The 23,529-nt window shown below is 64.1% G+C and carries 16 protein-coding genes and 2 pseudogenes; 6 read left to right on the forward strand and 12 right to left on the reverse strand.

Features of this window, described 5'->3' with window-relative positions:
- Positions 1-202 precede the first annotated feature (202 nt).
- Positions 203-5,091: pseudogene (locus tag QN084_RS01490) on the forward strand (DUF4082 domain-containing protein).
- Between the two features lie 9 nt (positions 5,092-5,100).
- Here QN084_RS01490 and QN084_RS01495 read toward each other — a convergent pair.
- From QN084_RS01495 to QN084_RS01535, 9 genes and pseudogenes are all read right to left on the reverse strand, one after another.
- Positions 5,101-6,129 (reverse strand): PD40 domain-containing protein, encoded by a 1,029-nt coding sequence (locus QN084_RS01495; RefSeq protein ID WP_062097053.1) that lies wholly within the window; start codon positions 6,127-6,129, stop codon positions 5,101-5,103.
- Entirely contained in the window at positions 6,126-7,403 is a 1,278-nt protein-coding gene (locus tag QN084_RS01500) for an MFS transporter (protein WP_170828546.1), read from the reverse strand. Before QN084_RS01500 ends, QN084_RS01495 begins: the two co-directional genes overlap by 4 nt.
- A gap of 8 nt (positions 7,404-7,411) precedes the next feature.
- Positions 7,412-8,104 carry a hypothetical protein gene (locus tag QN084_RS01505; RefSeq protein ID WP_069694971.1) on the reverse strand — a complete coding sequence of 231 codons (693 nt, stop codon included), beginning with the start codon at positions 8,102-8,104 and terminating at the stop codon, positions 7,412-7,414.
- Positions 8,101-8,550, reverse strand: coding sequence for a phage holin family protein (locus QN084_RS01510; protein WP_069694972.1), 450 nt, complete (start codon positions 8,548-8,550; stop codon positions 8,101-8,103). The genes QN084_RS01505 and QN084_RS01510 overlap by 4 nt, the downstream gene beginning before the upstream one ends.
- 59 nt (positions 8,551-8,609) lie before the next feature.
- Positions 8,610-8,774 (reverse strand): annotated as a pseudogene (locus QN084_RS01515) (bifunctional DNA-formamidopyrimidine glycosylase/DNA-(apurinic or apyrimidinic site) lyase); the annotation flags it as partial.
- A 233-nt stretch (positions 8,775-9,007) separates the two neighbouring features.
- Positions 9,008-9,217: a helix-turn-helix domain-containing protein gene (locus QN084_RS01520; RefSeq protein WP_069694973.1), complete on the reverse strand. Its 210-nt coding sequence runs from the start codon at positions 9,215-9,217 to the stop codon at positions 9,008-9,010.
- A gap of 2 nt (positions 9,218-9,219) precedes the next feature.
- Positions 9,220-12,333, reverse strand: coding sequence for a type I restriction endonuclease subunit R (locus tag QN084_RS01525; protein ID WP_069694974.1), 3,114 nt, complete (start codon positions 12,331-12,333; stop codon positions 9,220-9,222).
- Positions 12,330-13,460, reverse strand: a complete 1,131-nt coding sequence (locus tag QN084_RS01530) for a restriction endonuclease subunit S (RefSeq protein ID WP_069694975.1) — start codon at positions 13,458-13,460, stop codon at positions 12,330-12,332. The genes QN084_RS01525 and QN084_RS01530 overlap by 4 nt, the downstream gene beginning before the upstream one ends.
- A 71-nt stretch (positions 13,461-13,531) precedes the next feature.
- Entirely contained in the window at positions 13,532-15,478 is a 1,947-nt protein-coding gene (locus tag QN084_RS01535) for a type I restriction-modification system subunit M (RefSeq protein ID WP_069694976.1), read from the reverse strand.
- A 525-nt stretch (positions 15,479-16,003) separates the two neighbouring features.
- Here QN084_RS01535 and QN084_RS01540 point away from each other — a divergent pair.
- Together QN084_RS01540 and QN084_RS01545 are read left to right on the forward strand one after the other, a co-directional pair.
- The gene (locus QN084_RS01540; RefSeq protein ID WP_083261878.1) at positions 16,004-17,470 is read left to right on the forward strand and encodes a recombinase family protein; all 1,467 of its coding nucleotides are present in this window, start codon (positions 16,004-16,006) and stop codon (positions 17,468-17,470) included.
- A gap of 68 nt (positions 17,471-17,538) precedes the next feature.
- On the forward strand, positions 17,539-18,252 hold the full coding sequence (locus tag QN084_RS01545) for a hypothetical protein (protein ID WP_069694979.1): 714 nt from the start codon (positions 17,539-17,541) through the stop codon (positions 18,250-18,252).
- A 40-nt stretch (positions 18,253-18,292) separates the two neighbouring features.
- Here QN084_RS01545 and QN084_RS01550 read toward each other — a convergent pair whose 3' ends face one another.
- Together QN084_RS01550 and QN084_RS01555 are read right to left on the reverse strand one after the other, a co-directional pair.
- Positions 18,293-18,472 carry a hypothetical protein gene (locus QN084_RS01550; protein WP_069694980.1) on the reverse strand — a complete coding sequence of 60 codons (180 nt, stop codon included), beginning with the start codon at positions 18,470-18,472 and terminating at the stop codon, positions 18,293-18,295.
- A gap of 9 nt (positions 18,473-18,481) precedes the next feature.
- On the reverse strand, positions 18,482-19,330 hold the full coding sequence (locus QN084_RS01555; RefSeq protein WP_069694981.1) for a hypothetical protein: 849 nt from the start codon (positions 19,328-19,330) through the stop codon (positions 18,482-18,484).
- A gap of 214 nt (positions 19,331-19,544) precedes the next feature.
- On the opposite strand from QN084_RS01555, the gene QN084_RS01560 reads away from it, so the two are divergent.
- Positions 19,545-20,717 (forward strand): site-specific integrase, encoded by a 1,173-nt coding sequence (locus tag QN084_RS01560; protein WP_069694982.1) that lies wholly within the window; start codon positions 19,545-19,547, stop codon positions 20,715-20,717.
- Here QN084_RS01560 and QN084_RS01565 read toward each other — a convergent pair.
- Positions 20,698-21,189 (reverse strand): helix-turn-helix domain-containing protein, encoded by a 492-nt coding sequence (locus QN084_RS01565; RefSeq protein WP_069694983.1) that lies wholly within the window; start codon positions 21,187-21,189, stop codon positions 20,698-20,700. The two genes, QN084_RS01560 and QN084_RS01565, sit on opposite strands and share 20 nt — an antisense overlap.
- Positions 21,190-21,629: 440 nt before the next feature.
- Between QN084_RS01565 and QN084_RS01570 the strand changes: the two genes are divergently transcribed.
- Together QN084_RS01570 and QN084_RS01575 are read left to right on the forward strand one after the other, a co-directional pair.
- A complete protein-coding gene (locus QN084_RS01570) occupies positions 21,630-22,013 on the forward strand; it encodes a hypothetical protein (protein WP_069694984.1) in 384 nt (127 codons plus the stop codon).
- 170 nt (positions 22,014-22,183) lie between these two features.
- Complete coding sequence (locus QN084_RS01575; RefSeq protein WP_069694985.1) at positions 22,184-23,485, forward strand: hypothetical protein; 1,302 nt, start codon at positions 22,184-22,186, stop codon at positions 23,483-23,485.
- Positions 23,486-23,529: the final 44 nt, after the last annotated feature.

Genomic DNA, 23,529 nt, shown 5'->3' on the forward strand with positions numbered 1-23,529 from the left:
GTTCCGGTGATCCGGCCGGATCCCCGGTTTGCCGGGTCCGCCGGGTCGCGGTCCGAAATTCGGAATACATGGGCATGGTGGCTGTGGCTGTGATGGTTTTCAACTGAAGATCTGGTTTTACCCTGGCTGGGGAGCGGTGAGCAGGGACCGGGCATGTGCGCGGACCTTTGTTTAGCAATCGGCGTACCACCCAGGAGTTCTGATGCCCGGTCCTTCCGCTACCCGGCCACCACGGTTCTTCAAAGGTTTCTTTGTACCTCTGGTCGTTGCGATGGTTGCGTCCTTGCTGCCCTTGACGGTACCTGCCGCCTTCGCAGCGGGCCCGTGCGACCCCGTGGTGAATCCCGTGGTGTGCGAGAACTCAAAACCGGGCAGCCCGCCGTCGGAATGGGACATCGACGGCGCCGGCGATGACAGCATCCAAGGCTTCTCCACAGCCATGAGTGTCAACGCCGGCCAATCAATCCAATTCAAAGTCGATACCTCGGCATCCAACTACACGATCGCCATTTACCGCAGCGGCTGGTACGGCGGAAACGGGGCACGCAAGATAGCCACCGTGACACCCTCGGCCTTCCGGCAGAACCAACCGGCATGCCGCACCGACCTGGCCACTGAACTCTATGACTGCGGCACCTGGGCGGTATCGGCAACGTGGCAGGTCCCGGCAACGGCGGTGTCCGGCGTCTACTTTGCTTTGCTGACCCGGCCGGATACCGGCGGGCAAAGCCACATCACGTTCGTGGTGCGCAATGACGGCAACCGGTCAAGCGTGCTCTTCCAGACGTCGGATACGACGTGGCAGGCCTACAACACCTACGGGGGCGCGGACTTCTATCAAGGTGCCGTCAACGGGCGTGCCTACAAGATCAGCTATAACCGCCCCATGGCCAGCCGAAGCGGACCGGACGGCCGCGATTTCTACTTCGCCAACGAATACCCCATGGTCCGGTTCCTCGAACAGAACGGCTATGACGTCAGTTACATCAGCGGACTGGATACGGACACCCGCGGCGCCGAACTGCTCAACCATAAGGTGTTCCTGTCCGTAGGGCACGACGAGTACTGGTCCGGAAACCAGCGCGCCAATGTCACGGCAGCACGGGATGCGGGGGTAAACCTCCAGTTCCTTTCCGGCAATGAGATGTACTGGCGAACCCGGTTCGAGCCTTCGAGCGTGGACGGTACGCCGGGCCGGACGCTGACCAGTTACAAGGAAACGTGGTCCAACGCCAAGATCGATCCCACCACCCAGTGGACGGGCACCTGGCGGGATCCGCGGTTCGCTTCCCAGGCAAACGGCGGAGGCCTGCCCGAAAACGGCCTCACGGGAACCCTCTACATGTCCAACTACACGGACCTCCCCGTGACAGTTTCCGCCGAAGAGGGCAAGACCCGGCTCTGGCGCAATACTTCCCTGGCATCGATGTCGGCAGGCACCTCCGCTGCGTTGGCGCCCCACACGATCGGCTACGAATCGAACGAAGACCTGGACAACGGCTTCCGGCCGGCCGGGCTCATCCGCTTGTCCACAACCACCGGCAGTGTCAGCCAATACCTGCAGGACTTCGGGAACACGGTGGCGCCGGGCACCACCAAGCACAGCGTCACCCTGTACAAGGCGGCGAGCGGTGCATTGGTTTTCTCCGCCGGCAGCGTGCAGTGGACATGGGGCCTTGACCAGGAACACGACGGAAACGGCGCCCCTGCCGATATCCGGATGCGGCAGGCGCAGGTGAACCTGCTTGCCGACATGGGTGCCCAACCGGCAACCCTGGCATCCGGCCTGGTGGCGACCACCGCCAGCGGCGACAAAACAGGCCCCACCACCACCATCAACGCCCCTGCCAACAATGCCGCTGTGGCCCACGGAAGCAACGTCACCGTCAGCGGAACGGCAACGGACGCGGGCGGCGTGGTTGCCGGCGTCGAGGTTTCAACCGACGGCGGCACATCCTGGCACCCTGCCACCGGCAAGGCGAACTGGACGTACAGCTATGTGCAGAAGGGCCTGGCGACTGCCACCATCCAAGTGCGGGCTGTGGACGACAGCGCGAACATCGGCGCGGTGGCCACGCGCAACCTGACCGTGAACGGCCCGTACACGGTCTTCGGCCAGGCGGTTCCACCGGTGGTTGACTCCGGCGACGGCGGCGCGTACGAGATGGGCCTGCGTTTCACACCGTCCGTGGACGGCTTCATCACCGGTGCACGCTTCTACAAGAGCACCGCGAACACGGGAACCCATATTGGGTCCCTTTGGAACTCCGCAGGCACCCGCCTTGCCACCGCAACGTTCGCCAATGAAACCGCTTCGGGCTGGCAGAGCGTCCTCTTCAGCCAACCCGTGCCCGTGGCGGCCGGGCAGAAGTACACGGTCTCCTACTGGGCACCCCGAGGCCACTACGCCACCAAGGACTTCCAATGGGCGTATTCGGGCTTCAACGACGCGCCCATGAAGGTTGCCGGCGGTTTCGGCGCGGAACCCGCCGGTGTCTACAACACGTCCCAGGGTTTCCCAACAGCCAGCTTCAACGGTGGAAACTACTTCGTGGATGCCATCTTCAGCACAACGGACAATTCGCCCCTGACTGTCAGCTCACAGACCCCCATCCCGTCATCGTCCAGCGTTTCGGTCGCAACCACCGTGAGTGGAGTCTTCTCCAAGCCCGTCACGGCGGCCAGCGTGCAACTGACACTTCGTTCGGCGGCAGGTCCGGTGGCCGGTACCACCACCTATGACGCCACCACCCGGAAGGCTACGTTCACCCCGTCATCCCAGCTGGCCTTCAGCACCCAGTACACGGCAACCCTGGCCGGTACCGATGCCGTGGGCGGCCAAGTCGCCTCCGGCGGTACCTGGACATTCACCACGGCCGCAACCGCCCCCTCTCCCGGCGCCTGCCCGTGCAGTTTCTATGACGACAGCGTCACTCCCGGGATCGCGGAAATCCAGGACGGCGTACCGCTGACACTCGGTGTGCGCTTCACGAGCATTTCAGCCGGCACTGTCAACGGCGTCCGGTTCTACAAGTCGGCCGGCAACACGGGAACGCACACCGGCTCCCTGTACACGGCCTCGGGTCAATTGCTGGCAACAGTCACGTTCGCCAATGAGAGCAGCGCAGGATGGCAAACTGCGATGTTCAGCCAACCGGTGCAAATGGCTGCCAATACCGAATACATCGCTGCCTACAAATCCACCACCGGAGCGTACTCGGCAACCAGCAACGGATTTGGACAGGGCCTCAGCGTCGGGCCGCTGCGGACAGGCCCGGACGCAGGGGCTTACTCCTACAACTCCGACTTCCCCGGTTCGCGGTCGACGGCCAGCTACCTGGTGGACGTCGTGGTCATGGTCGCCGCTCCGGCATTCACCGTCGGCAGCCAGTCACCGGCAAGCGGCGCCTCCAGCGTTCCGTTGACGACGACTGTTAGTGGAGTGCTGTCCGAGGCAGCAGTGGCTTCCAGCGTCAAACTGGCGCTCAAGACCGCCAGTGGCACCGCCGTTGCGGGAACCAGCGCCTACGTTGACGCAACACGCAAGGTCACGTTCACTCCGTCCGCTCCACTGGCCGAAGGCACAAGCTACACGGCCACAGTGACCGCAACGGCGGTATCCGGCACTCCCATCACCGGCAACACCTGGACTTTCGCCACAGTCCCGCCGGCCAGGACGCCTGGAGTGTGCCCCTGCACCCTTTACCAGGACACCGTGACCCCCGGCACGATGGAAGTGGATGACGCCGTTCCGTTGACCCTGGGTGTGCGCTTCAGCAGTGACACGGCCGGGCAGGTAACCGGCGTCCGGTTCTACAAATCCAGTGGTAACACCGGAACGCACACGGGCTCGCTGTACACGGCTGCGGGCCAACTGCTGGCCACGGTTACCTTCACCAACGAGTCCACCAGCGGCTGGCAAACGGCAACGTTCAGCCAACCCGTCAGCATCCAGGCGGACACCGAGTACATTGCCGCCTACAAGGTGCCCGGCGGCAAGTACTCCTACACGAGCGGAGGCTTCGGTCCCGAAGGCTTCACCAGCGGCCCCCTGCGCGTTGACGCCGACTCCGGCATGTACACCTACAGCGGTGACTTCCCCGGCACCCGCTCCACGGCAAGTTACCTCGTGGACCTGCTGTTCCAGCAGCCTGCACAACCCCTGAGCATCACTGCGCAAGTGCCCGCGCCGGGAGCCACGTCGATACCCACCGACGTGAGGCCATCGATGACCTTCTCCACTGCCATTAACCCGGGCGCTACCTTCACGTTGTCGGCCAACGGAAGCCCGGTGGCGGGGTCGGCGGCGTTGTCCGCCGACGCCCGGGTCATCACCTTCACACCGACCTCCGCACTGCCCGCGAGCACCGTCATCACGGCAAGCGTTTCCGGGGTGGCCAACCAACAGGGGCAGACCTTGCCGACCACCACGTGGCAATTCACGACCGCGAGCGCCTCCGTCCAGCAGAGCACCATCTTCGGCTCGCTCGTTCCGCAGGTGCTTGCGGCACCGGAAACCAAGTCGGTGGAACTGGGAACTGCCTTCACGGTTTCCCAGGCCGGAAGCGTCACGGGTATCCGGTTCTACAAGGGCACCGGCAACACCGGCACCCACGTAGGTTCGCTGTGGAACTCCGCAGGCACCAGGCTGGCCCAGGTGACGTTCACCAACGAGACCGCAACGGGCTGGCAGACCGCCACGTTGTCCACCCCGGTGGCATTGTCTACGGGCCAGACATACGTGGTGTCCTACCGCGCTCCCAATGGCCGCTACTCGTACACCCAGGGCTTCTTCAACACCACCTGGACAAGCGGTGTCTTCACGGCCTCGGGCCCCAACAACGGCCTCTACCGTTACGGCAGCGGGGGCGTGATGCCAGCCAATTCATGGAATGCCACCAACTACTTCGTGGACGTGGTCTACTCGACAGCCACCCAGACACAAGCGCAGACGGCTACGGCATCGCCGACGCCAACGGCGACTTCAACAGCCACTGCAACGCCAACGACGACGGCGACACCCACACCGACGCCGACACCGACAGCCACGCAGTAGGTGGACTCCTGTGCGGTCTTCTGATGCTCTGCTGAGCCTCGCTGTCAGCGGACGACGCTCGGTGACCAGGCGTGGGCGATGAACAACTCCGGTTGTGCCGCGGGTTCGATGTCCAGCTGCCAAATGTTGCTGTCGCCCTCAACAGCCTGGTCAGGCAGGCCATACAGCAACGTATCCTCGTCCAGCCATTCGATCTGATCGTCAACGCTCCGCTTTTCCGACAGGACCGTTTCCGCCCCGGTAGCGAGGTCCAAAACGGCCACCTTCCAATGCGTCCCCAGCGCACCGCCGTCGTTCTTCTTGAACGCAATCCGGGTACCGTCCGGCGAGATGGACGGGCACTCAACGTTGTCATGCACCGCAGTGAGCGTCCTGCCGGAGAGGCTGCCCTTGACCAGCCACAGACGACCCGACGACGCGGCCGTGGCGTAGAAGGAATCCTCCTGGCCGGGGACGAACGTCACGCCCCAGATGTTCCTGTCCGCAGCCACCAAGCGCTCGCCGTTGACCATGAGGGCAAAGTCTTCGAGGTTTCCCAGGTTGCTGGTTCCACGGCTGATTTCCGTTGCGGTGGAGAACCCGGAGGTTGAGTAGGAGTGCCCGGTCACGAACACTGTGGTGGCGATCAGGGAGCCATCGGCACTGATGCGTGTCCGGCTGGGAATGCCGGGCAAGGCCCACGATCTTTGCTGCTGCCAGTTCCGGTCCAGGACCGTGGCCTCAAATGCCGTGACCAGTCCCCTGTTCGCTTTCAAGCACACCACTTCGGCTGACGTTCCGTAGACCCTGTCGCACGCCTTTTCGCTGACGGCACGTTCGCCCTTCGGATCGGCGAGGGGTACCGTTGCCGCGTTGCCATAACCCTGACCGGCCGCGGTGTTGCGGAAAAGGACGAAGGGAGCCTGCGGCAAGGGTTGTCCCGCAGTCACCCCCACGGAAGGGGCAGCCGTCCGGCTTTGCTCAAATCTTTGGTAGGCGCCGACGGCGTAAACCCCCGCCGCCGTCAGCATGAGGGCGGTAACAGCCAGCAGGATGCCCCAACGAAGCTTTGCGCCAGCCATCCTTCCGCTCATGCGCCGGCCCGCCCGGGCCGGGCTCCAGGAAGGATGAAGATCACTGCCACCACAACGCAGGCCAGCAGGATGCCGGCGATCGTGACGGCAGCTGATGCCCCCACGGCGTACCACAGCACACCGAACCCTGCCGAAGCCGCCATCCGGCTCAAAGCCACGACCGTCTGGGCCGCGGCAATGCCGGTGGCAAGCTTTCCCTCCGGCGTCAGTTGGCTCGCCAACGCGGCCAGCACCCCGTCGGTTGCCGCATAGAACGCACCGAGCAGGAGCAGGCACGTCAACGTTGCCCAGAGACCACCAAGCGGAGCCGCAGCCAGGAAGTAGCAGGCCAGGAGTGCCACGTGCCCTGCGATGAAGACCGGTACCCTGCCTAAACGGTCGGCGAGGCGGCCCAAGGGGACGGCCATCACCAGGAAGGCGACATTGGTGCCCACGAACAGCAACGGAAACCACTGGACGGCGAACGAGTCCCGGTCCTGGAGCACCAGGTAGATAAAGCCGTCACCGATGGTCACCAGCCCGAGGAGTCCCGCAGCGACAAGGAGCTTCCCCAACCCCGGTTCCTTGAAGTGGCGCCAGGAAAAAGCAAGAAGCCGCTGGCCCTTCGGTGCATCCTTCGCGCTCCGTGCGCGGAGGTCGGGAACCACCAATCCCAGGACGGCCACGCCGATCACGGCAAACGCCAAAGACACCACAAAGACTGTGCTGAAGCCATTGGGGATGACCAGCAGAATCAGGAAAGCAATCAGAGGCCCTGCCGCTGCACCGATGTTGTCCAGCATCCGGTGCATACCGAAGGACCGCGCCAGATGCTCCGGTTGCGCCGACACCGTGATCAGCGCATCCCGGGGCGCCGTCCGGATTCCCTTGCCGATCCGATCCCCCGTGACGATCGCCGCTACGGCCCAGAAGCCCCCGGCGAAAAGGAATCCGATCCTTGCCAGCATGGACAGTCCGTAACCGGCCAGGGCGATCCGTTTGGGATGGCCGCTGCGGTCTGACGCCCAGCCTGCGGCGATCCGGACGATGGCGCTCGCGCCCTGGTTGATTCCGTCGATGAAGCCGAAGGCTATGGTCGACAAACCGAGGAAGCCCGTGACGTACAAGGGCAGGATGGCCGTGACCGACTCGGAGGAGATATCCGTGACCATGCTGACGATTCCAAGCCACACGATGACCGGGGACAAACGAAACGGCACCTTCGACAGTGCCGTCTGCTCGCTGGGAGACTTTCCGCGCTTACCGCCGCTGCGGTCCGAAAGCGAAATGTACATGCCTACCCCTACTCCGTGTCCGAGTGCAGACTGCCCAGCAGTTGGAAGCGCGAGTTACCGGTTCCGGTGGTGGCCACGGAGACCGTAATCGTGTCGGTGCCGCGGACGAACCGGGCAGCCGTCGCGCCGTCCGGGGCAGGTGCTTCTTCGGACCAGAAACCATGGGGAACCAACGAAGCCCTGAAATCCTCGATCACGGCTTGTTGCGGCTTGCCCACCACCCCGTCGGCAATCACCTGCAGGACGTCGCCTGAACCCGAAACACTCGTGGACCCGATCGTGGTGCCTTCCGGCAGCGTCAGGACGCTGCTCGGCCACCCGTCCACGACGGCGCCTGTAGCGTTTCCAGGGTCCGGCAGTTTCCCCTTGAGCAGGGGCGCTGCAGCTGATGGTTCCGGCAGGCCCGTAGGGGTCACCGTCACAGGCGGCAGGACTTCAAGGGGTTTGGCACCCGGGGACGCACCGCCGTTGCCGTCCCCGCCGGCGGAAGGGCCCGACGTCGGACTTCCGGAGGATTGCGGGCCGGAGCCTGCTTCCCCGCTTCCGGTGGGCGAGGAACCCGCCGCAGAGGGGCTGGCAGGGCTGGAGTTTTGGGCTGTCGTTTGGGCCGGACGCACGGCCAGTTGGTCAAAGACGACCGCGATGACCGCGATCAGCACGGCAAGGGCCAGGCCCGCGATGACCAGCCGCCGGGCATTCATGGCTTCCCCGGGTTGGCTGAGCCGCCAAGGAGCTGGTGCGCCCTCGCTTCAAGACCGTCGTCAACGAAGTCGTAGATGAAGGACGCGAGCCAGATGACGATCGTGGCGGCAATCCAGCCGAACAGGCTTGTGATGGCGAACCCTTGCGAGAAGAGGCTGGTCAAGATCAGGACGGCCAGCGTGGCCAGCAAGCTTGCGCCCAGGGTGGACACCTTGGTCATCAGCCAGGTCCTGCGCTCCTGCCCGCCGGCCTGCTGTCGCTGGTCCCACCGCCTGCGCAGCAGCCCGGTAACCAACGGTTTCACCAGAAGGGTGGCGGCCGTGAACACCACGACGGCCCAGAGGAACCCGGACCCCAACCGGACCCCGGGTAGCACCGACGCCACCCACAAGGTGATGGCGTTGAAAACAAGTGCGATGGCGATTTTGACCGCCAAGCTTTTCATGGGGACAGTAAACCATCGAGCCCGCCAATCCGGAACAGTTTTCCCCTGTGAAAAACCGGTTACCAGCGGCCGTTACGAGGCCGGGGCTGGCAGATGGGACACGTATAGGAAGAACGGTTCATGAACTGTTCGCGTTTGATGATCCCGCGAAGGCCCGCTGCCTCGCAGCGGCTGCATGGTTCCCCCGCCCGGCCGTACGCATTCAGCGAGCGGGCGAAGTAACCCAACTACACACGTTTGTGACATTCACTCAATCGTCAGTCGAATCGCCAATCGACTCGTCACTCAATCATGATTCAATTCACTCTTGGGCGGTTCTGTCCCGACGAGCCTTCGAACCCTGTCGGCGAGAGACGTCGTCAGCGTCACAGTCTTCCCTCCCTCATTAGACGAGACGACCATACTGATGACCACTGACTCAAGATGCGCGGAGACAAGCTAAACGGGATCCGCATGATTAGACGTCGCTCCTGAGCTCGAGCTTCAGGCCCAGCGCCTGCGCGACCTTCGCGATGGTCGCGGTCGACACGTCGTGGTTCGTCTCGACGCGCGCTATGGTCGGGCGCGACAGCCCGGACTTCTCCCCAAGCTCCGCCTGCGACCACCCCTGCTTCTTCCGGGCCTCGCGGATGACTTCGCCGAAGCCGTGTTGCTCCGCCTCGCCCATGCTTATTCCCCTACCGGGTCAGAGCCCGCGTCTGTGTCGGGGCGGTGCTGGGCATGGAGGGCGTCCGCGGCGATGTCGGCGATCTGACCAATGAAGGCCGGATCTGTCATGTACGACTGAATCTCCTTCGACTCGTTCACTGTCTTCAGCACCGCGAGCCCGACGGCACCGCTGAAGCCCTCGGACGCCTTGAGCTGGGAGACCGTGTTGTTCTTCGCCATCGCCACGGCCTCCTCGTTGGCGTCAAGGAAACCCCAGAAGGTCGTGATGAACCCGGAGACGCTCTCGGGGCTCACCTCGACGCCCTTGGCCTTGAACATCTCGTTGACCTTCTCGATTGCTTCGTCGAGGGGGCCCTTCTTCGGCGTGGCGCTGCCGCCGTACTCGCCGTCGAAGATCGGGAGCTTGATGCCATCCTGGCTGCCTTCGCTGAGCGAGTGGTCCTCCTCGATAGCGGACGGGACGAGCTTGACGCCGGAGAGCTGCACGCCCTCGAGGAAGCTGTCGTCGCGGTCGTCGCCGTCAGCGTGAAGGTTTCGGCCCAGCAGGGTCGCGAGGATGGCGCGGCGGTGCAGCTCCGGGTCCTGGTAATCGACGATCTGGCTGAGGAACTGCCAGGCGTTGCGGTAGCCGAGCACGTCGGCGCGGAACGACTGCAGCGCCTCCTTCTGCTTCTTGTCCTTCGACAGCACGGCCTGACGCCACTGTCCGCTCCAGCGGTTCTTGATCGGAGCCAGCGCCTTGGCAATGGCCTCGCCGCCGGCGTCAGTCAGGAACGCGTCGGCGACGGCGTCCATCTCCTCGTGGGTATAGAGCCCTGCCGTGTCCAGCCGCTCGCCCACCGTGATCAGGGCGTTCGGGTCCACGTCACCGTCGACGTGCGCGTCAGAGTAGTAGAGCTTGAAGTCGGCTTGGACGCTCGCCGGGGTGTTCCGGAAGTCGACAACCATCGGCGCGGTCTTGCCAGGGTAGATCCGGTTCAGCCGCGAGAGGGTCTGCACAGTCGCGACGCCCGAGAGCTTCTTGTCGACGTACATACCCATCAGGCGCGGCTCGTCGAAGCCGGTCTGGAACTTGTTCGCAACGATGAGGACGCGGTAGACACCCTGCTCCCGGAACGCCCGGCCGACGTCGCTGACCCCGTTCTCCGAAACCTCTGTGACGCTCTCGCCGGCCTCATCGGTGAGCGAGCCCGAGAATGCTGCGAGCGTGTGAAGGTCGTACCCCTTCTCGGCGATGTACGCGTCCATCTTCCGGGACCAGCTCAGCGCTTCCATGCGTGAGCTGGTCACGACCATGGCGCGCGCCTGGCCGCCGAGGAGCGGTTGCACGTTGCGTCGGAAGTGCTCGACCACGACCCGGACCTTCTGTGCGATCGCGGTTGGGTGGAGCCTCGCGTAACGGACGATGCTCGAGACCGCTTCGCCGGTGTTGACCTGGACCTCGCTCTCTGACTCCTCGCCCTCGAGGGTCTTCTTTACCCGGAGGAACATGTCGTAGGTCGAGTAGTTGGTGAGCACGTCGAGGATGAAGCCTTCCTCGATCGCCTGCGCCATCGTGTACGTGTCGAAGGCCTCCCAGCGCTCTCCGACCTGGTTACCGAACAGACGCAGGGTTTTTCCCTTCGGCGTGGCGGTCAGGGCGACGAAGGTGATGTTGGCTGAGGCCGCGATGGCCGAATCCTTCGCCGCCAGGAAATCGTCGGCGCTGATCTCCTCGTCGGGGTCGATCTCGACGTCCACGAGCAGCTCCTTGAGCTGTTTGGCCGCAGAGCCTGACTGCGATGAGTGCGCTTCGTCGGCAACGACGGCCCAGCGCCTTCCGCGCAGTTCTTCGGTGTCCTCGATGAGCTTCATGACCTCCGGGAAGGTCTGCAGGGTGCAAGTGATGATGTGGTCGCCCTCGAGGAGCGCCTTCTTCAGCTGCGGCGACTTCGCCCCGGACTTCTCGCCTACGGCCACAACGAGGCCCTTGCTCGACTGCACCAGGTTCATGTCGTCGCGGATGTTCTCGTCGAGGACGGTGCGGTCGGTGACGACGATGACCGAGTCGAACGTCGACTTCGAGTCGGCGCTCATGTGTCGGATCAGGCGATGGCTGAGCCAGGCGATGGTCTTCGTCTTGCCCGAGCCGGCCGAGTGCCAGATCAAGTAGCGCTTGCCCGGGCCGTTCGCCTCGACGTCGGCGACCACGCGCTCGACGGCCCTCAGCTGGTGGAACCGCGGGAAGACGAGCCTGCCGTCGTCCTTATTGCCGGACTTGCCCGGCTCGAAAAGAGCGAAGTCCTTGAGGATGCGCATGAAGGTCGGACGAGCAAGGATTTCGCGCCACAGGTAGTTGGTTGATGACCCCGTGCTCGAAGGAGGGTTACCCTCGTGTCCTTCGTTGCCCTGGTTGAAGGGCAGGAAGACGGTGTCCCCGCCCTGCAGCTTGGTCGTCATGTAGACCAGGTCGTTGGACACCGCGAAGTGCACGAGCGCGCGACCGGGAGCGAGGAGCGGGCGGTTCCTGCCGGGCTTGCGGTCTTCCTTGTACTGGCGGATCGCGTGGTTGACGGTCTGCGTATTGTCGGTCTTGAGCTCAAGCGTGACGACCGGCAGGCCGTTGGCGAGGAGCACGACATCAATGCTCTCGTTGGTCTTCGTGTCGAAGCGCACCTGGCGTAGAACGCGCAGCCGGACCGAGTCTGCCGCCTCGACGACCTCGGTCAGGTTCGGGTTCGCTGGCGGGAAGGCCATCATCGGCCCGAACTTCGCGGTGGGACGGCCGATCTGAGCATAGGAGAAGCCCTTGCGCAGCACGCCAAGCAGACCGCCGACGGGGTGACCAGTCGTCGGGTCCATGCGCGTCGTTTTGGCGAGCTCTTTGGTGATGTGCTCGAGGAGCTTCCGCTCAGCGGCGACCTTTTGCTCGTCAACCAAATCCTCGGGGACGGCCTTCTCGTACTCGTCCGGGTACTGGGCGCTAAGCCAATTCAGCACGTCGGCGGGCAGCATCGCCAGACCTACGTCCCAGCCGATCGGCTTTCCGTCGTCGTCGTACAGCCAGCCGCGATCGGCCAGCGCGGAGCAAAGGTTCTCCTCGAACTCGAGCTCCATCAACTGCGCGTGGCTCATGCGATTTCCTTTTGGCCCGTGACGACATCGGTAATGAGCGCCGCTCGGCGCTCTAAGAGCAGGGACTTGAGATCAGCGACTTTCGCCAGCATGGTGTCGATCTTGGCGGTCACCTCGTCGAGGTAACTGGCGATCTGGATCTGTTCATCGAACCGTGCCAACGGAATCCTTGTTGACCTGATCGTGCCGAGCTTGAGATTCACCACTGTCGATCCGCCTGCGGACAGCGCGAACTCGTCCTGCACCTCATCCGTGTACATCGCATACACGAGGAAGCGGCCGTCGAGCACACCAGGAGTTGGACGGATTAAGACCATGCGCTGCCCCAGACAGAAGCTGCCATCAGGCACGAGGCAGGCCTCACCAGCAGGGGCCTCCCTCGTGAAAAATACATCACCAGGCCTCGGCGGGTAGCTCCCATTGCGCTCATTAGCAGTATCTACTGACACAATGATCCCGTTCCCGGGGCGGTACGCGCCGTTCCGAACTGATGTTGTTCTGACTGCCTCCGCTGCGCCGCTATTGTCGGCGACTGGCGTGGTGTGAGGACAGTCGATCACCCCGTCGGTGAGCGCCCAAAGCGGGATGCGATCTGATATGGACCGAAAGGAACTATCGATGGCACGGCGACGGCGCGTCTCCAATGTTGCGGAGAGCTCATCCAGTTTCTCCATCATCGTGTCAATTTCGCTCGTTTCCCGGTCAAGGTACTCCGCGATCCTGCGTTGAATAGCGAGCGGAGGCAGCGGAACAGGAATGTCCGCCAGTTCGCTGTATTTCAACGTCTGCCTAACGCCTGCACCCATCTCGTAGAACGTCTTCTTGACGTCATATGCGCGAAGCACGGCCGCCAAGAAGCGCGGTTCTACCCTTGAAGGATCGGCCCGAACCGTGATGTAAGCGGAGGTAATAATCCCGCGCTCTGTCGCGTACCCTGTGCGGATCGACTTCTTGTCGTTCTGCAAGTCAGTCATCCGCAAGACGATGTCGCCAGCTTCGATAATGTTGTATGTCTCATAAGACTCTGGACGCAGCCCACCGGCTTCGTCGATGTCTTTGCGGATGATGTTTCCGTACGACAACGAGAGCAGATTGGTTTCGATCAGTCCGACGTTCTTACAGTCCACACGTGGCGCAAGCGACCATAGTGGATGGAGATTCCATCTGGCTACCCCTAGACGTGCAGCAATATCTTTTCTCATTCGTCGCTCACGACTTTGAACATATCGACAAGCTCGCCCATAATCCGTTCGACGTCGGCATCGATTTCGGCGAGTGAGTGTGGCGTTTCTGGCGTGTAGAAGATTCTTGTGAACGGGATGTCATTCCCATCTTTGGCCTTCGCCGGGTCCCACCTCGCGTCTGGTGCAAATGGAAGCACCTCACGCTTCATGTGCTCATCGATATCTTCGCTCAGGGGGACGCGTTCAGTGATCTTCCAGCCATCCGCTGCGACGGGGTTGCCTTTACGATCAACGGCCGGAGCCGCCGCCTCGTCTGGGACGCCCATCGCCCTCATGACAGCATCCACCAGCCCAATACCGGCCTTGAGCCCATTAGCTTTTGCAAGCTTCGGTAACACTTGAGGTATTTCGTTCCATGCCGTTCCGTCGAGCTTCTTCAGCACGTCGACATGACCATCCGAGAAGTCGCGGCGCGCGCGTAATTCTTCGACGACCTTCTCGCTGAACTGGGTCGAGAATCGCGCCTGTCGGAAGATGGGAATGTCTTGGAACTTGAAGTCATCCGGCGTCATGACGCGGGAGATCGCAGGGTCAGCAAGCTCGAAGGCTCTGTACGCCTCCAGCACGACGCTCCGGTTGCGTTTGCTCATCTCACGGCGCTTGTCGCCCATTGGCTTACGCATGGTCTCCCATTGCGCTGAGCCGTCGATGAGCTGGATCTTGCCTTCGCGTTCCGGATCCTTGTTGGTGTCCAGGATCCACACGTATGTGGCGATTCCGGTGCCGTAGAACATGCTTGTAGGCAGCGCGATGATCGCATCGATGAGGTCCTCATCCAGCAGCCACTGGCGGATCGCGTTTGGTCCCTTGTCGCTACCAAATAGCGGCGCGGCGTTCGAGACCACAGCAGCGCGGCCCCCTTGCCCATTCTTGGCTGCCGGGCTGAGCTTCGACGCGCAGTGGGCCAAGAAGAGCATCTGGCCGTCGGCAGTGCTGGGAAGACCGTGGCTAAAGCGAGATCCCGGCGTCTTCGCTTGCTCGCGCACCGATTTCTCCTCGACCTCCCAGTCGACGCCGAACGGAGGGTTCGAGAGTACGTAGTCAAAGGTTTGCTCCTCGTAGAGATCCTCAACGAGGGTGTTGCCCTTCTTGATCGCGTCGGGACGGCCACCCTGGATGAGCAGGTCGGCCTTACCAAGCGCGAACGCGGACGGCATGAGTTCCTGGCCATAGAGAGTGACGTCGACCTTCTCATTGGTGCGCTTCAGCGCTTCCTGCGCGATCAGCAGCATGCCTCCGGAGCCGGCCGTCGGATCGTAGACCGAACGCGCGGCGTGATCGGAGGCGATAGTGTCGTCGTCGTTGCTGATCAGTACGTCTACCATGAGCCGGATTGCGTCTCGCGGGGTGTAGAAGTTACCGGCGGCTTTGCCCTTCTTATTGAAGGCCCGGTACATGACGTCCTCGAAGACGTCGCCCATGCCAGTATTACTGAGGCTGTTCGGACTGAGATCGAGCGTCGAGAAATGTTTGACAACGGCGTGCAGCCTGTTCGCGTCGGCAAGGACCTTCGCGCGCCGATTGAAGTCGAACGAGACCCAGATGTCCGCAATGTTGTTCGAGAACCCGTCGATGTAGCTCTTGAGAGACTTGTCCACGTTGTCGTCTACCGATGCGATCGTCGCCAGGTCTAGCCGGGACACGTTGTAGAAGCCCAAGCCGAACCTGTCCTTGACCGCGATGTCGATCAGGTGCTGGGGCATATTGGCGAATGAATCGACAAACTTGATGACGTCGTCTTTGGTGTCGGCGAGCATGCACTCCAGTCGGCGGAGCACCGTGAACGGAAGGATGTAGTCACCGTAGTCTTCTTCGTCGACGATGTTGCGCAGGTACTTGTCAGCGGTGTCCCAGACGATCCGCGCGGTCGTTTTCCTGGATGCCTCTGCCAACTCGGCCATACGTGCTTGCTCCTGCTGTCGCTCTTATTCCTGTATCAGAGACTTTACACGGACGTGTATCAGTAACGTGACATCCTGTCTCGTGTCTGAGGCGAGGCACTCGCACGGAAGTAGGTACGCGCCACGTCTACGCGACCATCACTGTGCCGAGCGGCGCACTCGCCGGGACGCCGGCCAGGGCGGCTGTCGCGGTGCCGGACGGAAGGACCGCCAGGGCTTGCCCTTTCTGGTCCGCGGCTACAAGACCGGTTTCATGCTGAGCGCGACGACCACGAAGCCGGCGTTGGCAACCTCGGCCAAGACTCAGGTGGCGAACAGCACGGGGGTAGACAGAGTGGTCGCGGCGCACCTCCCGAGACGGCATTTTCCCTGGAGAGGGGCGAGTTTGGCCCAGTGGTTCGTGAGTCGCGCGGGGCGATAGGAACCCAATCAAGCATGGCATGCGGCTGACCGCACTGGCTGCTTGAACACGAGCATCACCGTCCTTCACACGTTTATTGCATTGATGCAGTTAGGCTCAGATACGTGACCCTTGCTGCTGTGTACCTCCGCGTCTCCAAGTCCGACGACGACTCGGACGAGTCGCTGACCCTGGAGACGCAGCGACGACGCATCCGCGCCTTCTGCGAAGCGCGCGACTGGGAGTACGGTCCGGAGTACATCGACGACGGCATCTCAGCGACGAAGGCCCGCGACTCGACTACTCGCTGGGCCTCGATGCTTCAGGACCTGCGCGCGGGCAAGTTCGACGTCGTCGTGGCCCGTGACCTCGACCGCCTGCTGCGGACCTTGCAGGACCTGGTCAAGTTGATCGACCTCAAGGCGAAGGTCGCTACCGTCGACGGCGACATCGATCTGACGACCGCCGATGGCGAGTTCAGGGCGACCATGCTCGCTGCGGTGGCAAGGTTCGAGATCCGGCGCAAGTCTGAGCGAGCCATCCACGCCAACGAGACAAGGCGTCGTCGTGGGCTGCCCATCGGCCGCGTGCGGATCCTTGGCTATGACGACGATGGGGTGACTCAGATCGACGACGAGGCGGCGGCGGTCAAGAAGGCGTTCGAGGACTATCTCAACGGCACAGGCATGGCTCAGATAGCCCGCGACCTGAATGCGCAGGGCTTCACGACGAGCCGAGGCCGGCCGTGGAGCACTCACAATCTGCGCTCGATGTTCGGCAACACCCGGTACAAGGGGATCATCTCGAAATGGGAGTCTGACGACAAGAAGCGGGCAGCGGGCGCGAGGATGTCCGACAAGTCCTATGCAGGCGACTTCGACCCAATCGTTACGGCGGACGTCTGGGACAGTGTCCAGCTGCTGCTCAATGACCCGCTTCGCGAGCGCGACTGGGGGACCGACCCGAAGTACCTGCTCAGCGGGATCGCCCGATGCGGGCGCTGCGACGACGACACGCGCCTGTTCACGCAGTATTACCAGCGCTCGGCGTACACGGGGAAGGACGGCGTGTACAGGGAGTTCGAGCCGAAGAGGCTGTACGCCTGCCTCAAGCACAAGCATCTGTCGCGGACGGCGCAGCCCGTCGACGACTTCGTCGAGGAGCAGGTGCTGTGGCGTCTGAGCCAGCCGGACGCCATGGCGCTGTTCGACATCGCCGAGGACAAGTCGATCGATCGCGACAAGCTGCAGGACGAGCTCGAAGAGCTGCGGAAGAAGTACAGCGGGCTCGCACGCCTCTTCACGGCGGGGATCCTCGACGAGGAGGGCGTCCGGGAGGAGTCGGGGCGCATCCGCGGCCTGATGCTCAAGATCGAGGGACAGCTTGCACCGCCGCCCAGCAATCCGGGGCGAGACCTGCTCCGGGGAGGGAACCTCATCGAGGAGTGGAAGGATCTGGAGCTCTCGCGCAAGCGCTTCATCCTGGAGAAGATCGCAACGGTCACGATCCTGCCCGCACCGCCGGGCAGCGGTCGCTCGCGCGGCTTCGACTCCTCTCTCGTGGACATCGACTTCACTCCCCCGTCCGCATAGAAGGATTAGCCGGGCCATCGCATAGGTCATTTGATAGATGAGTCGAATCGTGTACAGTCATCTATCAGATGACCATTCGATTCGACCCCCGGCAGACTAACCAGGCGGTCTTCGATCTTCCCGAGGGGGGACGTATGCGCCTGGACGTGATGACAGCGGCCGACAAGTACGGCTGCAACCACGAGACGCTTCGACGCCTGTTCAAGCAGGGCGGCATCGAGGGGCGATACGAGACGTACCCCGGGCGCAACGGATCCGTCCAGAAGAGGCTCACCTTCGACGAGGCCGATCTCGAGGCGGCCTTCGCAGGCCCGCTGGCGCACATCCGCGATCGCGCGAACCACACCGTCGACATCGGCGACGCAGGACGGCTCGACGTGCGCGAGGCGGCTCAGCGGCAGAACTGCAGCGAAGCCCGGATTCGCCAGTCATTCAAGCGTGGCGACCTGCGAGGCGAATACGCGATGACCCCAGGTCGCGGAGGACGGCTGGTGAGGAAGCTCACCTTCGACGAGGCAGCCCTGGACGAGTGCTTCGGCAGGGAGATGACGGCCCAGGCCAGGCATGAGGCGCACGTGGCGAAGATCCGGGCTACGGCGGTGCCGCTTACCGATGAGCAGAAGAGCGCGATCGCATCGGTCTTCATCGACCACCTGCGGGAGAAGCGTGCAGCCGAGCGAGCGGCGGCCTACGGCGCGACTGACGCCGTCGACGAATCGGAGGAGTTCGACGAGGACGACGAGGACCAGGTCCAGCGCGTTGGCCTTATTGCGGCCCTTTGATGCCTCCCGACGACGAGGCTCCTTGAGCTGCTGTTCCCGCTCACACCTCGTCGAACGGCAGAACGATCTTCTTGTCGCCAGGATCGACGGGGCTCCCCGGAATCATGTCCGGCACCTGCCGGGGATGGTCCTGATACAGCGCGTCGGAGGCAGCCTGGTCGTAGACCCCGCCGGCCGCCTTCTCGTCAACGTCGAACACCTGACCCCAGTCGAATCCCATGGGTCGATCCTAACTTCGCTGCTCGTACTCGAGGAGGATCGCGGCGACGCGTGCCGTCAGCTCGTCGGCCCTGGCGTAGACCTCCTCGCGCTCCGCTTCGGTGAATACGCGCACGGGGGCGCGGGGTTCGGGCTCGGGGGTTGGCATCGGGGCTGGTCCGTCCAGCAGCGCGTCGATCGCTCGGACGACGACCGACATCGACGACGGGTGCAGGGAGGAGTATGGGTCCATCCAGCCCCACCGGTCGATCGCGGGCAGCACCCCGACGCAGGTGAGCCAGTCCGGGCTGGGGTCGGGCAGCTCGTGCCGGTGGCCCACCATCTGGTCGTCGCGGCGGTGGGCCAGCGACCTGAGGCCGGCGCGCGACCAGCTGCTGTTGGTACCGATGACCTCTAGCCACGACCACACGGCGCAGGCAGCGCAGGACTCCGGGTCTTCGGCCACGCCGATGCGGGGACGCAGGCGCTGGACGTCCTCGGGCCGCAACTGTCGGATCTCGGAGCGCGTGAGCCCCAGGCCGCCGTGCGACGCCGGAGCGCTGAGCACCGCGGCGAAGAGCATGCGCCGCAGGCGCAGCCTCAGCTGCCAGTCCGTCGCCCGGTCGCGCACGAGCACGTCGCCTCGAGCGAGCAGTCGGCGCATCGACGAGCGGTCGCAGCTGTGAGCAGTCGGCCAGGCCGTGGCGACAGCAGGTTCCACAGGAGGGGCGGCCGCCCTGCGCAGCCGCTCGAGCACGGCCTTCGACGGGCCGGATTGCAGGGCGAAGGCCTGAAGCGAGGCGTCGTCGATCCGGTCCTCCGGCACGCGGGCCACGGCGCACCAGTCGGACCAGAGCTCAGGCAGTGCTGCGGTTGTCATCTTCCCGATTGTCCTCCCCTGGCGTGCGCTGGACCATGAGGCGACGCCGGCCCGGCCTCCCCCGGCTCACGCGACACCCCCCGTTCTCCATGGCCCGATAAGCGCTGTTACCAGAGACCCGGTTCGAAGCCGCTCCGTCGATCGCGGTATGGGAATCGCCACTGACAGACCATTGCGACTTGGATTCTCCGGCCAGTGAGTCGAGACTGGAGTCATGGCAGCACAGGCGAGGCTTGCAGCACTCAGCGCTCCGACGGTCCCGCCGGAGCCGGAGGTGGACGACGAGCTGCGCGAGCTCGAGGATATCTCGCGGTCCTTGGAAGGACACACGCTCTCTGCTGCCACCCGGCGCGCCTACGCCACGGCGTGGCGTGCCTTCGATGACTTCTGCGCCGGACACGGCCTGGAGGCGCTGCCTGCGCACCCGGAGACCGTGCGCTGGTACGTCGCCTGGATGTCCACCCAGCTTGACGACGACGGCCTGCCCCGGTTCTCCGTCGCGACGATCCGCCAGCGCCTGGCCGGCATCGGGGAGAGGCATCTGCGTGGAGGCTATCTGGATCCCACGGCGCACCGCGGCGTCGTGGACCTTGTGCGCGGACTGGCCAAGCTGCGGGCCACCAGGCCCCGGCGCAAGCGTCCTCTGCTGCTGGACGACGTGGTCCGGATCATCGCGGCGATGGAGCATGACACCTATCCGGGAGGTGTCTCGGCCACCAGGGACGCCCTGGCGGTCTGGCTCGGGTTCGCAGGGGCCCTGCGCCGGAGCGAGGCGGCGGCCCTGACGCTGAACCGGCTCGAGCTGCACGCGGTCGATGGTGTCCACGTTCATGTGGGAGCCTCGAAGGCCGACCCGGAGAACGCGCTGCCGGACGTGGTTGTGCTGCCGTTCGGGAGTTCGCCGGCATCCTGTCCCCCGTGTGCGGTGCACCGGTGGATCGCGCTGCTCGGGCTCGCCCGGCACGACGACGCGCGCATGCGGCGTCGGGGGATTATGCAGCAGCTGTTCTCGTACGGCCTCGAGGAGCATGTCTGCGGGGTCGTCGACTCGGTGGCGCTCATCAGCAGCGCCGACCTGGCCTCTGGTGCGCCCCTGCTCCGGGCGACGTACCGCAACAGGAAGGACGCCCGGATCCATGCGCGCGGCGTGAGCGGCGATGCGCTGCACACGATGCTGCTGTCGCGGATGGTCGAGGCGGGGATGAACCCGGCCGCCTACGGCTTCCACTCGCTGCGGGCCGGGCATGTCACCCAGGCGCGGCGCAACGGTGCGAGCACGGAGGAGATCATGCGCGCCGGCCGGTGGAGCCGGGCAGCGACGGTGGACGTCTACGACCGTGAGTTCAACCCGGCGGCACGCAACAGCGTCATGCGCCTGGGTTTGTAGGCCCCTCGATACCGGGGGCAACCGGGTGCCCGTCCTTGTCGTCTTCCTCGACCGGGACACGGGCGTCAATGCTTTCCAGGAGGCGGAAGTCGACCGCGCCCTGTAGATGTGCGCCGCCGCCCAACACCTGGATGGCCTTGGAGAGCCGCAGCACCTCCAGCCTGTTCTTCTCCCACTCGCGCTGGGCCACTGCGAGGTCGGCGAGGTACTGCTGCAGCTGGGCCTCGCTCTCCGCCTCCGGATCCTCGGCAACCAGGATCGCTAACGGGATGTCCAGGGCCTTGGCGGCGGCAACCGCCTCGTCCAGGCGGACCGCGCGGATCTGCTGCTCTATCCGGGTGACCGCCGAGGGATCGACGTTCGTTCCGAGGATCTCGGCGATCCTGCGGGCCAGCTCAGCCTGGCTGATGCCCAGGCGTTCCCTCTCCTGTCGCAGTCGGCGGGCGAAGAGGTCTCCGGGCAAGGCATTCATCTGGTTTGGGCTCCTGGTCGGTACATGGGCGCGAAGGGCTCAGTAAGAAGCGTATGCCGAGCCGTGCCGGAGCCGCACACCGCGCGCCCCGTCATGTGAAATCTACACGTTTTTGAGCAGAACGTCAGGCCTCCTCCGACACCTCGTTTGCGCTGGTCTTCGAGTACATTCCAGATTCGTATCCGACTCGTCACTGATACGACTATGACTGATGACTCAAATGCTGTAGATTGGTCATTGAAGATGTGCACGTATACGAGTCCTTAGAGAGTGGCCGGAGGCTTGGCGGCAAGCGCCCGACTCCGCTCAACGAGGACTCACGCCGCATCGGGAGAGACTATTGATAGGGCGCTATGCTCTATCTTTGCGAATCGGTTGTGCCAGTCGCCTCGTGACTCATGTCATGCAAGCGACCATTCGATAGGCGAGAGGAAAGAATCATGACGAAGATCCACGAGGCGGCACTCGAGCGGGTCGCCCTGCCCACCGCGGCCTGGGACCTGACGAGCTTCCTGGAGAACGCGAAGTCCCAGATCCAGCTCTGGGGCGGGCTGCTGCTCATGCTCCTGGGTGCGGTCGGACTGGTCTGGGGCGGCGTGCTCCTGATCAAGAAGCTGATGGCCACCCCGCAGTCCGCGGGCCAGCAGCAGGGCTGGGGCACCATCGCCCTGCTCATCCTGGTCGGCGGCGCGCTCGGCACCGGCGGGTGGTCGCTGATCAACACCATCGGCTCCGGTGGCCAGAAGACTCTGGAGGACCTCGGCGGCGGCTCGGTCCTCGTGCAGACGGTCAGCCACGTGCTGACCAGCGGCGGACTGGGCTAGGCCCGGCGCGGCGGGAATCAGGCCGGGCACACAGAGCGTCAACGGACCGCACCGGGTCGGTTGAGGTCACCAGGCCTCTTCCGGCCCGGTGCGTCGTTTCCGGGGTCGGACGACGGGCGCTGATGAAGAGCAGGACAGGCAGAGCAAGGACAGGACGAACGGGAACGGACATGGGGATCAAGGACAAGGCGCTGGCCATCGGCAGGCGGTTCAAGCTCGACTCGCACCACGCGATCGAGCGCTTCGGGGTGTTCTTCGGCATCTTCGCGGTGCTGGGGCTGGTCGTGGTGTCCGGCTCGGGAGCCGCCGCCTTCAAAGCTGGCAGTGATGCGCTGTCGCACACCGCGCTCTACAACACCGAGTTCACCTCTTCGAAGACCCAGCTCAAGGGCACGGTCGACGGGGTCTACACCAATCACAGCGGCAACAAGGCGCTGGTCATGATGCATTTTCCCGCCAGCGCGGCGATCTCGTACAACGCGGCGGACTACCAAGCCTTCCTGCTGGGTACTAATGACAAGCTGCAGACCGAGAAGGTCAGCACCAGCGGGATCCGGGGCACCTTCCACGTCTTCGGCTCGACCGGCTACGTCGGGGTCCTCCTGGACGCGGATCGGCCCTTCGACCGGCAGGTGCTCAACCTGACCATCCGCGCGAACGCCGAGCTGACCTACGACGAGCGGCAGCAGAGCAAGGACGACCAGGCCGTGGGCGACTCAAGCTTCAAGAAGTACGACCAGTGGCGCGTGATCATCAACCCCGGCGCGTCGGGCACCACCAACATCCCGGCATTGGACGCGGCCAGCTTCGATCCGGCCCGCGCCTACTACGACGTCGTACTAAAGGCCCAGGAGCAGCAGACACGGGACAAGCTCGACCAGAAGCTGCTCGCGATGCGCACGAGCCTGAAGCAGATCGAGTCGTACACCTCCGACCTGGCGACCACTAAGGTCGACGGGCTCTTCCTCCGTCCGCCGGCCGTGCCGACCTCCCTCGCCGGTGACCAGGTGACTGGTGCCTCGACGGCCGAGGCCAAGGACGGGAAGGCGACGCTGGAGCTGAAGACCGGCCATGTCGTGCCCGGAGGGTTGGACTTCAACTGGCGCGCGGGCAACGCCTACGACGGCTACCTCGACACGCTCGTGCCCGCCGGGAAGGGCTATGTGGAGTTCCTCGCCGACAAGCGCGCCGAGGGCAGCGACAGCACGAGCCAGCAGGTCTCGGACATGAAGTGGGTCCTCTCCGACGGCACCGATCTGAAGAAGGACTACCGGTCCTCCGACGCGACGATGCGCCCGCTCACGAACGTGATGAACAACCTCTCCCAGGCCTACCAGGACTACGGCAAGGCCAAGTCGGAGTACCAGTCCGGGCTCCTGCTCGAGCTGCTCGGCCTGGATGTGAAGCTGCGCGACGTGCAGTCCAACAGCACCGCGAACTCGGCCGGGAACTTCCTGACCGTCTACCACTGAGCGCGCTCCTCGGAGCGGGCTCTCACCACCAAGGCATCGAGCCG

This window comes from Paenarthrobacter sp. R1 (assembly GCF_030264015.1).
Taxonomy (GTDB): Bacteria; Actinomycetota; Actinomycetes; order Actinomycetales; family Micrococcaceae; genus Arthrobacter; species Arthrobacter ureafaciens.

Excerpts from the sequence above, each read along its gene's own strand:
- QN084_RS01495 (WP_062097053.1), bottom strand. The coding sequence starts at position 6,129 with ATGAGCGGAAGGATGGCTGGCGCAAAGCTTCGTTGGGGCATCCTGCTG.
- QN084_RS01500 (WP_170828546.1), bottom strand. The coding sequence starts at position 7,403 with ATGTACATTTCGCTTTCGGACCGCAGCGGCGGTAAGCGCGGAAAGTCT.
- QN084_RS01505 (WP_069694971.1), bottom strand. The coding sequence starts at position 8,104 with ATGAATGCCCGGCGGCTGGTCATCGCGGGCCTGGCCCTTGCCGTGCTG.
- QN084_RS01510 (WP_069694972.1), bottom strand. The coding sequence starts at position 8,550 with ATGAAAAGCTTGGCGGTCAAAATCGCCATCGCACTTGTTTTCAACGCC.
- QN084_RS01520 (WP_069694973.1), bottom strand. The coding sequence starts at position 9,217 with ATGGGCGAGGCGGAGCAACACGGCTTCGGCGAAGTCATCCGCGAGGCC.
- QN084_RS01525 (WP_069694974.1), bottom strand. The coding sequence starts at position 12,333 with ATGAGCCACGCGCAGTTGATGGAGCTCGAGTTCGAGGAGAACCTTTGC.
- QN084_RS01535 (WP_069694976.1), bottom strand. The coding sequence starts at position 15,478 with ATGGCCGAGTTGGCAGAGGCATCCAGGAAAACGACCGCGCGGATCGTC.
- QN084_RS01545 (WP_069694979.1), top strand. The coding sequence starts at position 17,539 with ATGACCATTCGATTCGACCCCCGGCAGACTAACCAGGCGGTCTTCGAT.
- QN084_RS01550 (WP_069694980.1), bottom strand. The coding sequence starts at position 18,472 with ATGGGATTCGACTGGGGTCAGGTGTTCGACGTTGACGAGAAGGCGGCC.
- QN084_RS01555 (WP_069694981.1), bottom strand. The coding sequence starts at position 19,330 with ATGACAACCGCAGCACTGCCTGAGCTCTGGTCCGACTGGTGCGCCGTG.
- QN084_RS01560 (WP_069694982.1), top strand. The coding sequence starts at position 19,545 with ATGGCAGCACAGGCGAGGCTTGCAGCACTCAGCGCTCCGACGGTCCCG.
- QN084_RS01565 (WP_069694983.1), bottom strand. The coding sequence starts at position 21,189 with ATGAATGCCTTGCCCGGAGACCTCTTCGCCCGCCGACTGCGACAGGAG.
- QN084_RS01570 (WP_069694984.1), top strand. The coding sequence starts at position 21,630 with ATGACGAAGATCCACGAGGCGGCACTCGAGCGGGTCGCCCTGCCCACC.
- QN084_RS01575 (WP_069694985.1), top strand. The coding sequence starts at position 22,184 with ATGGGGATCAAGGACAAGGCGCTGGCCATCGGCAGGCGGTTCAAGCTC.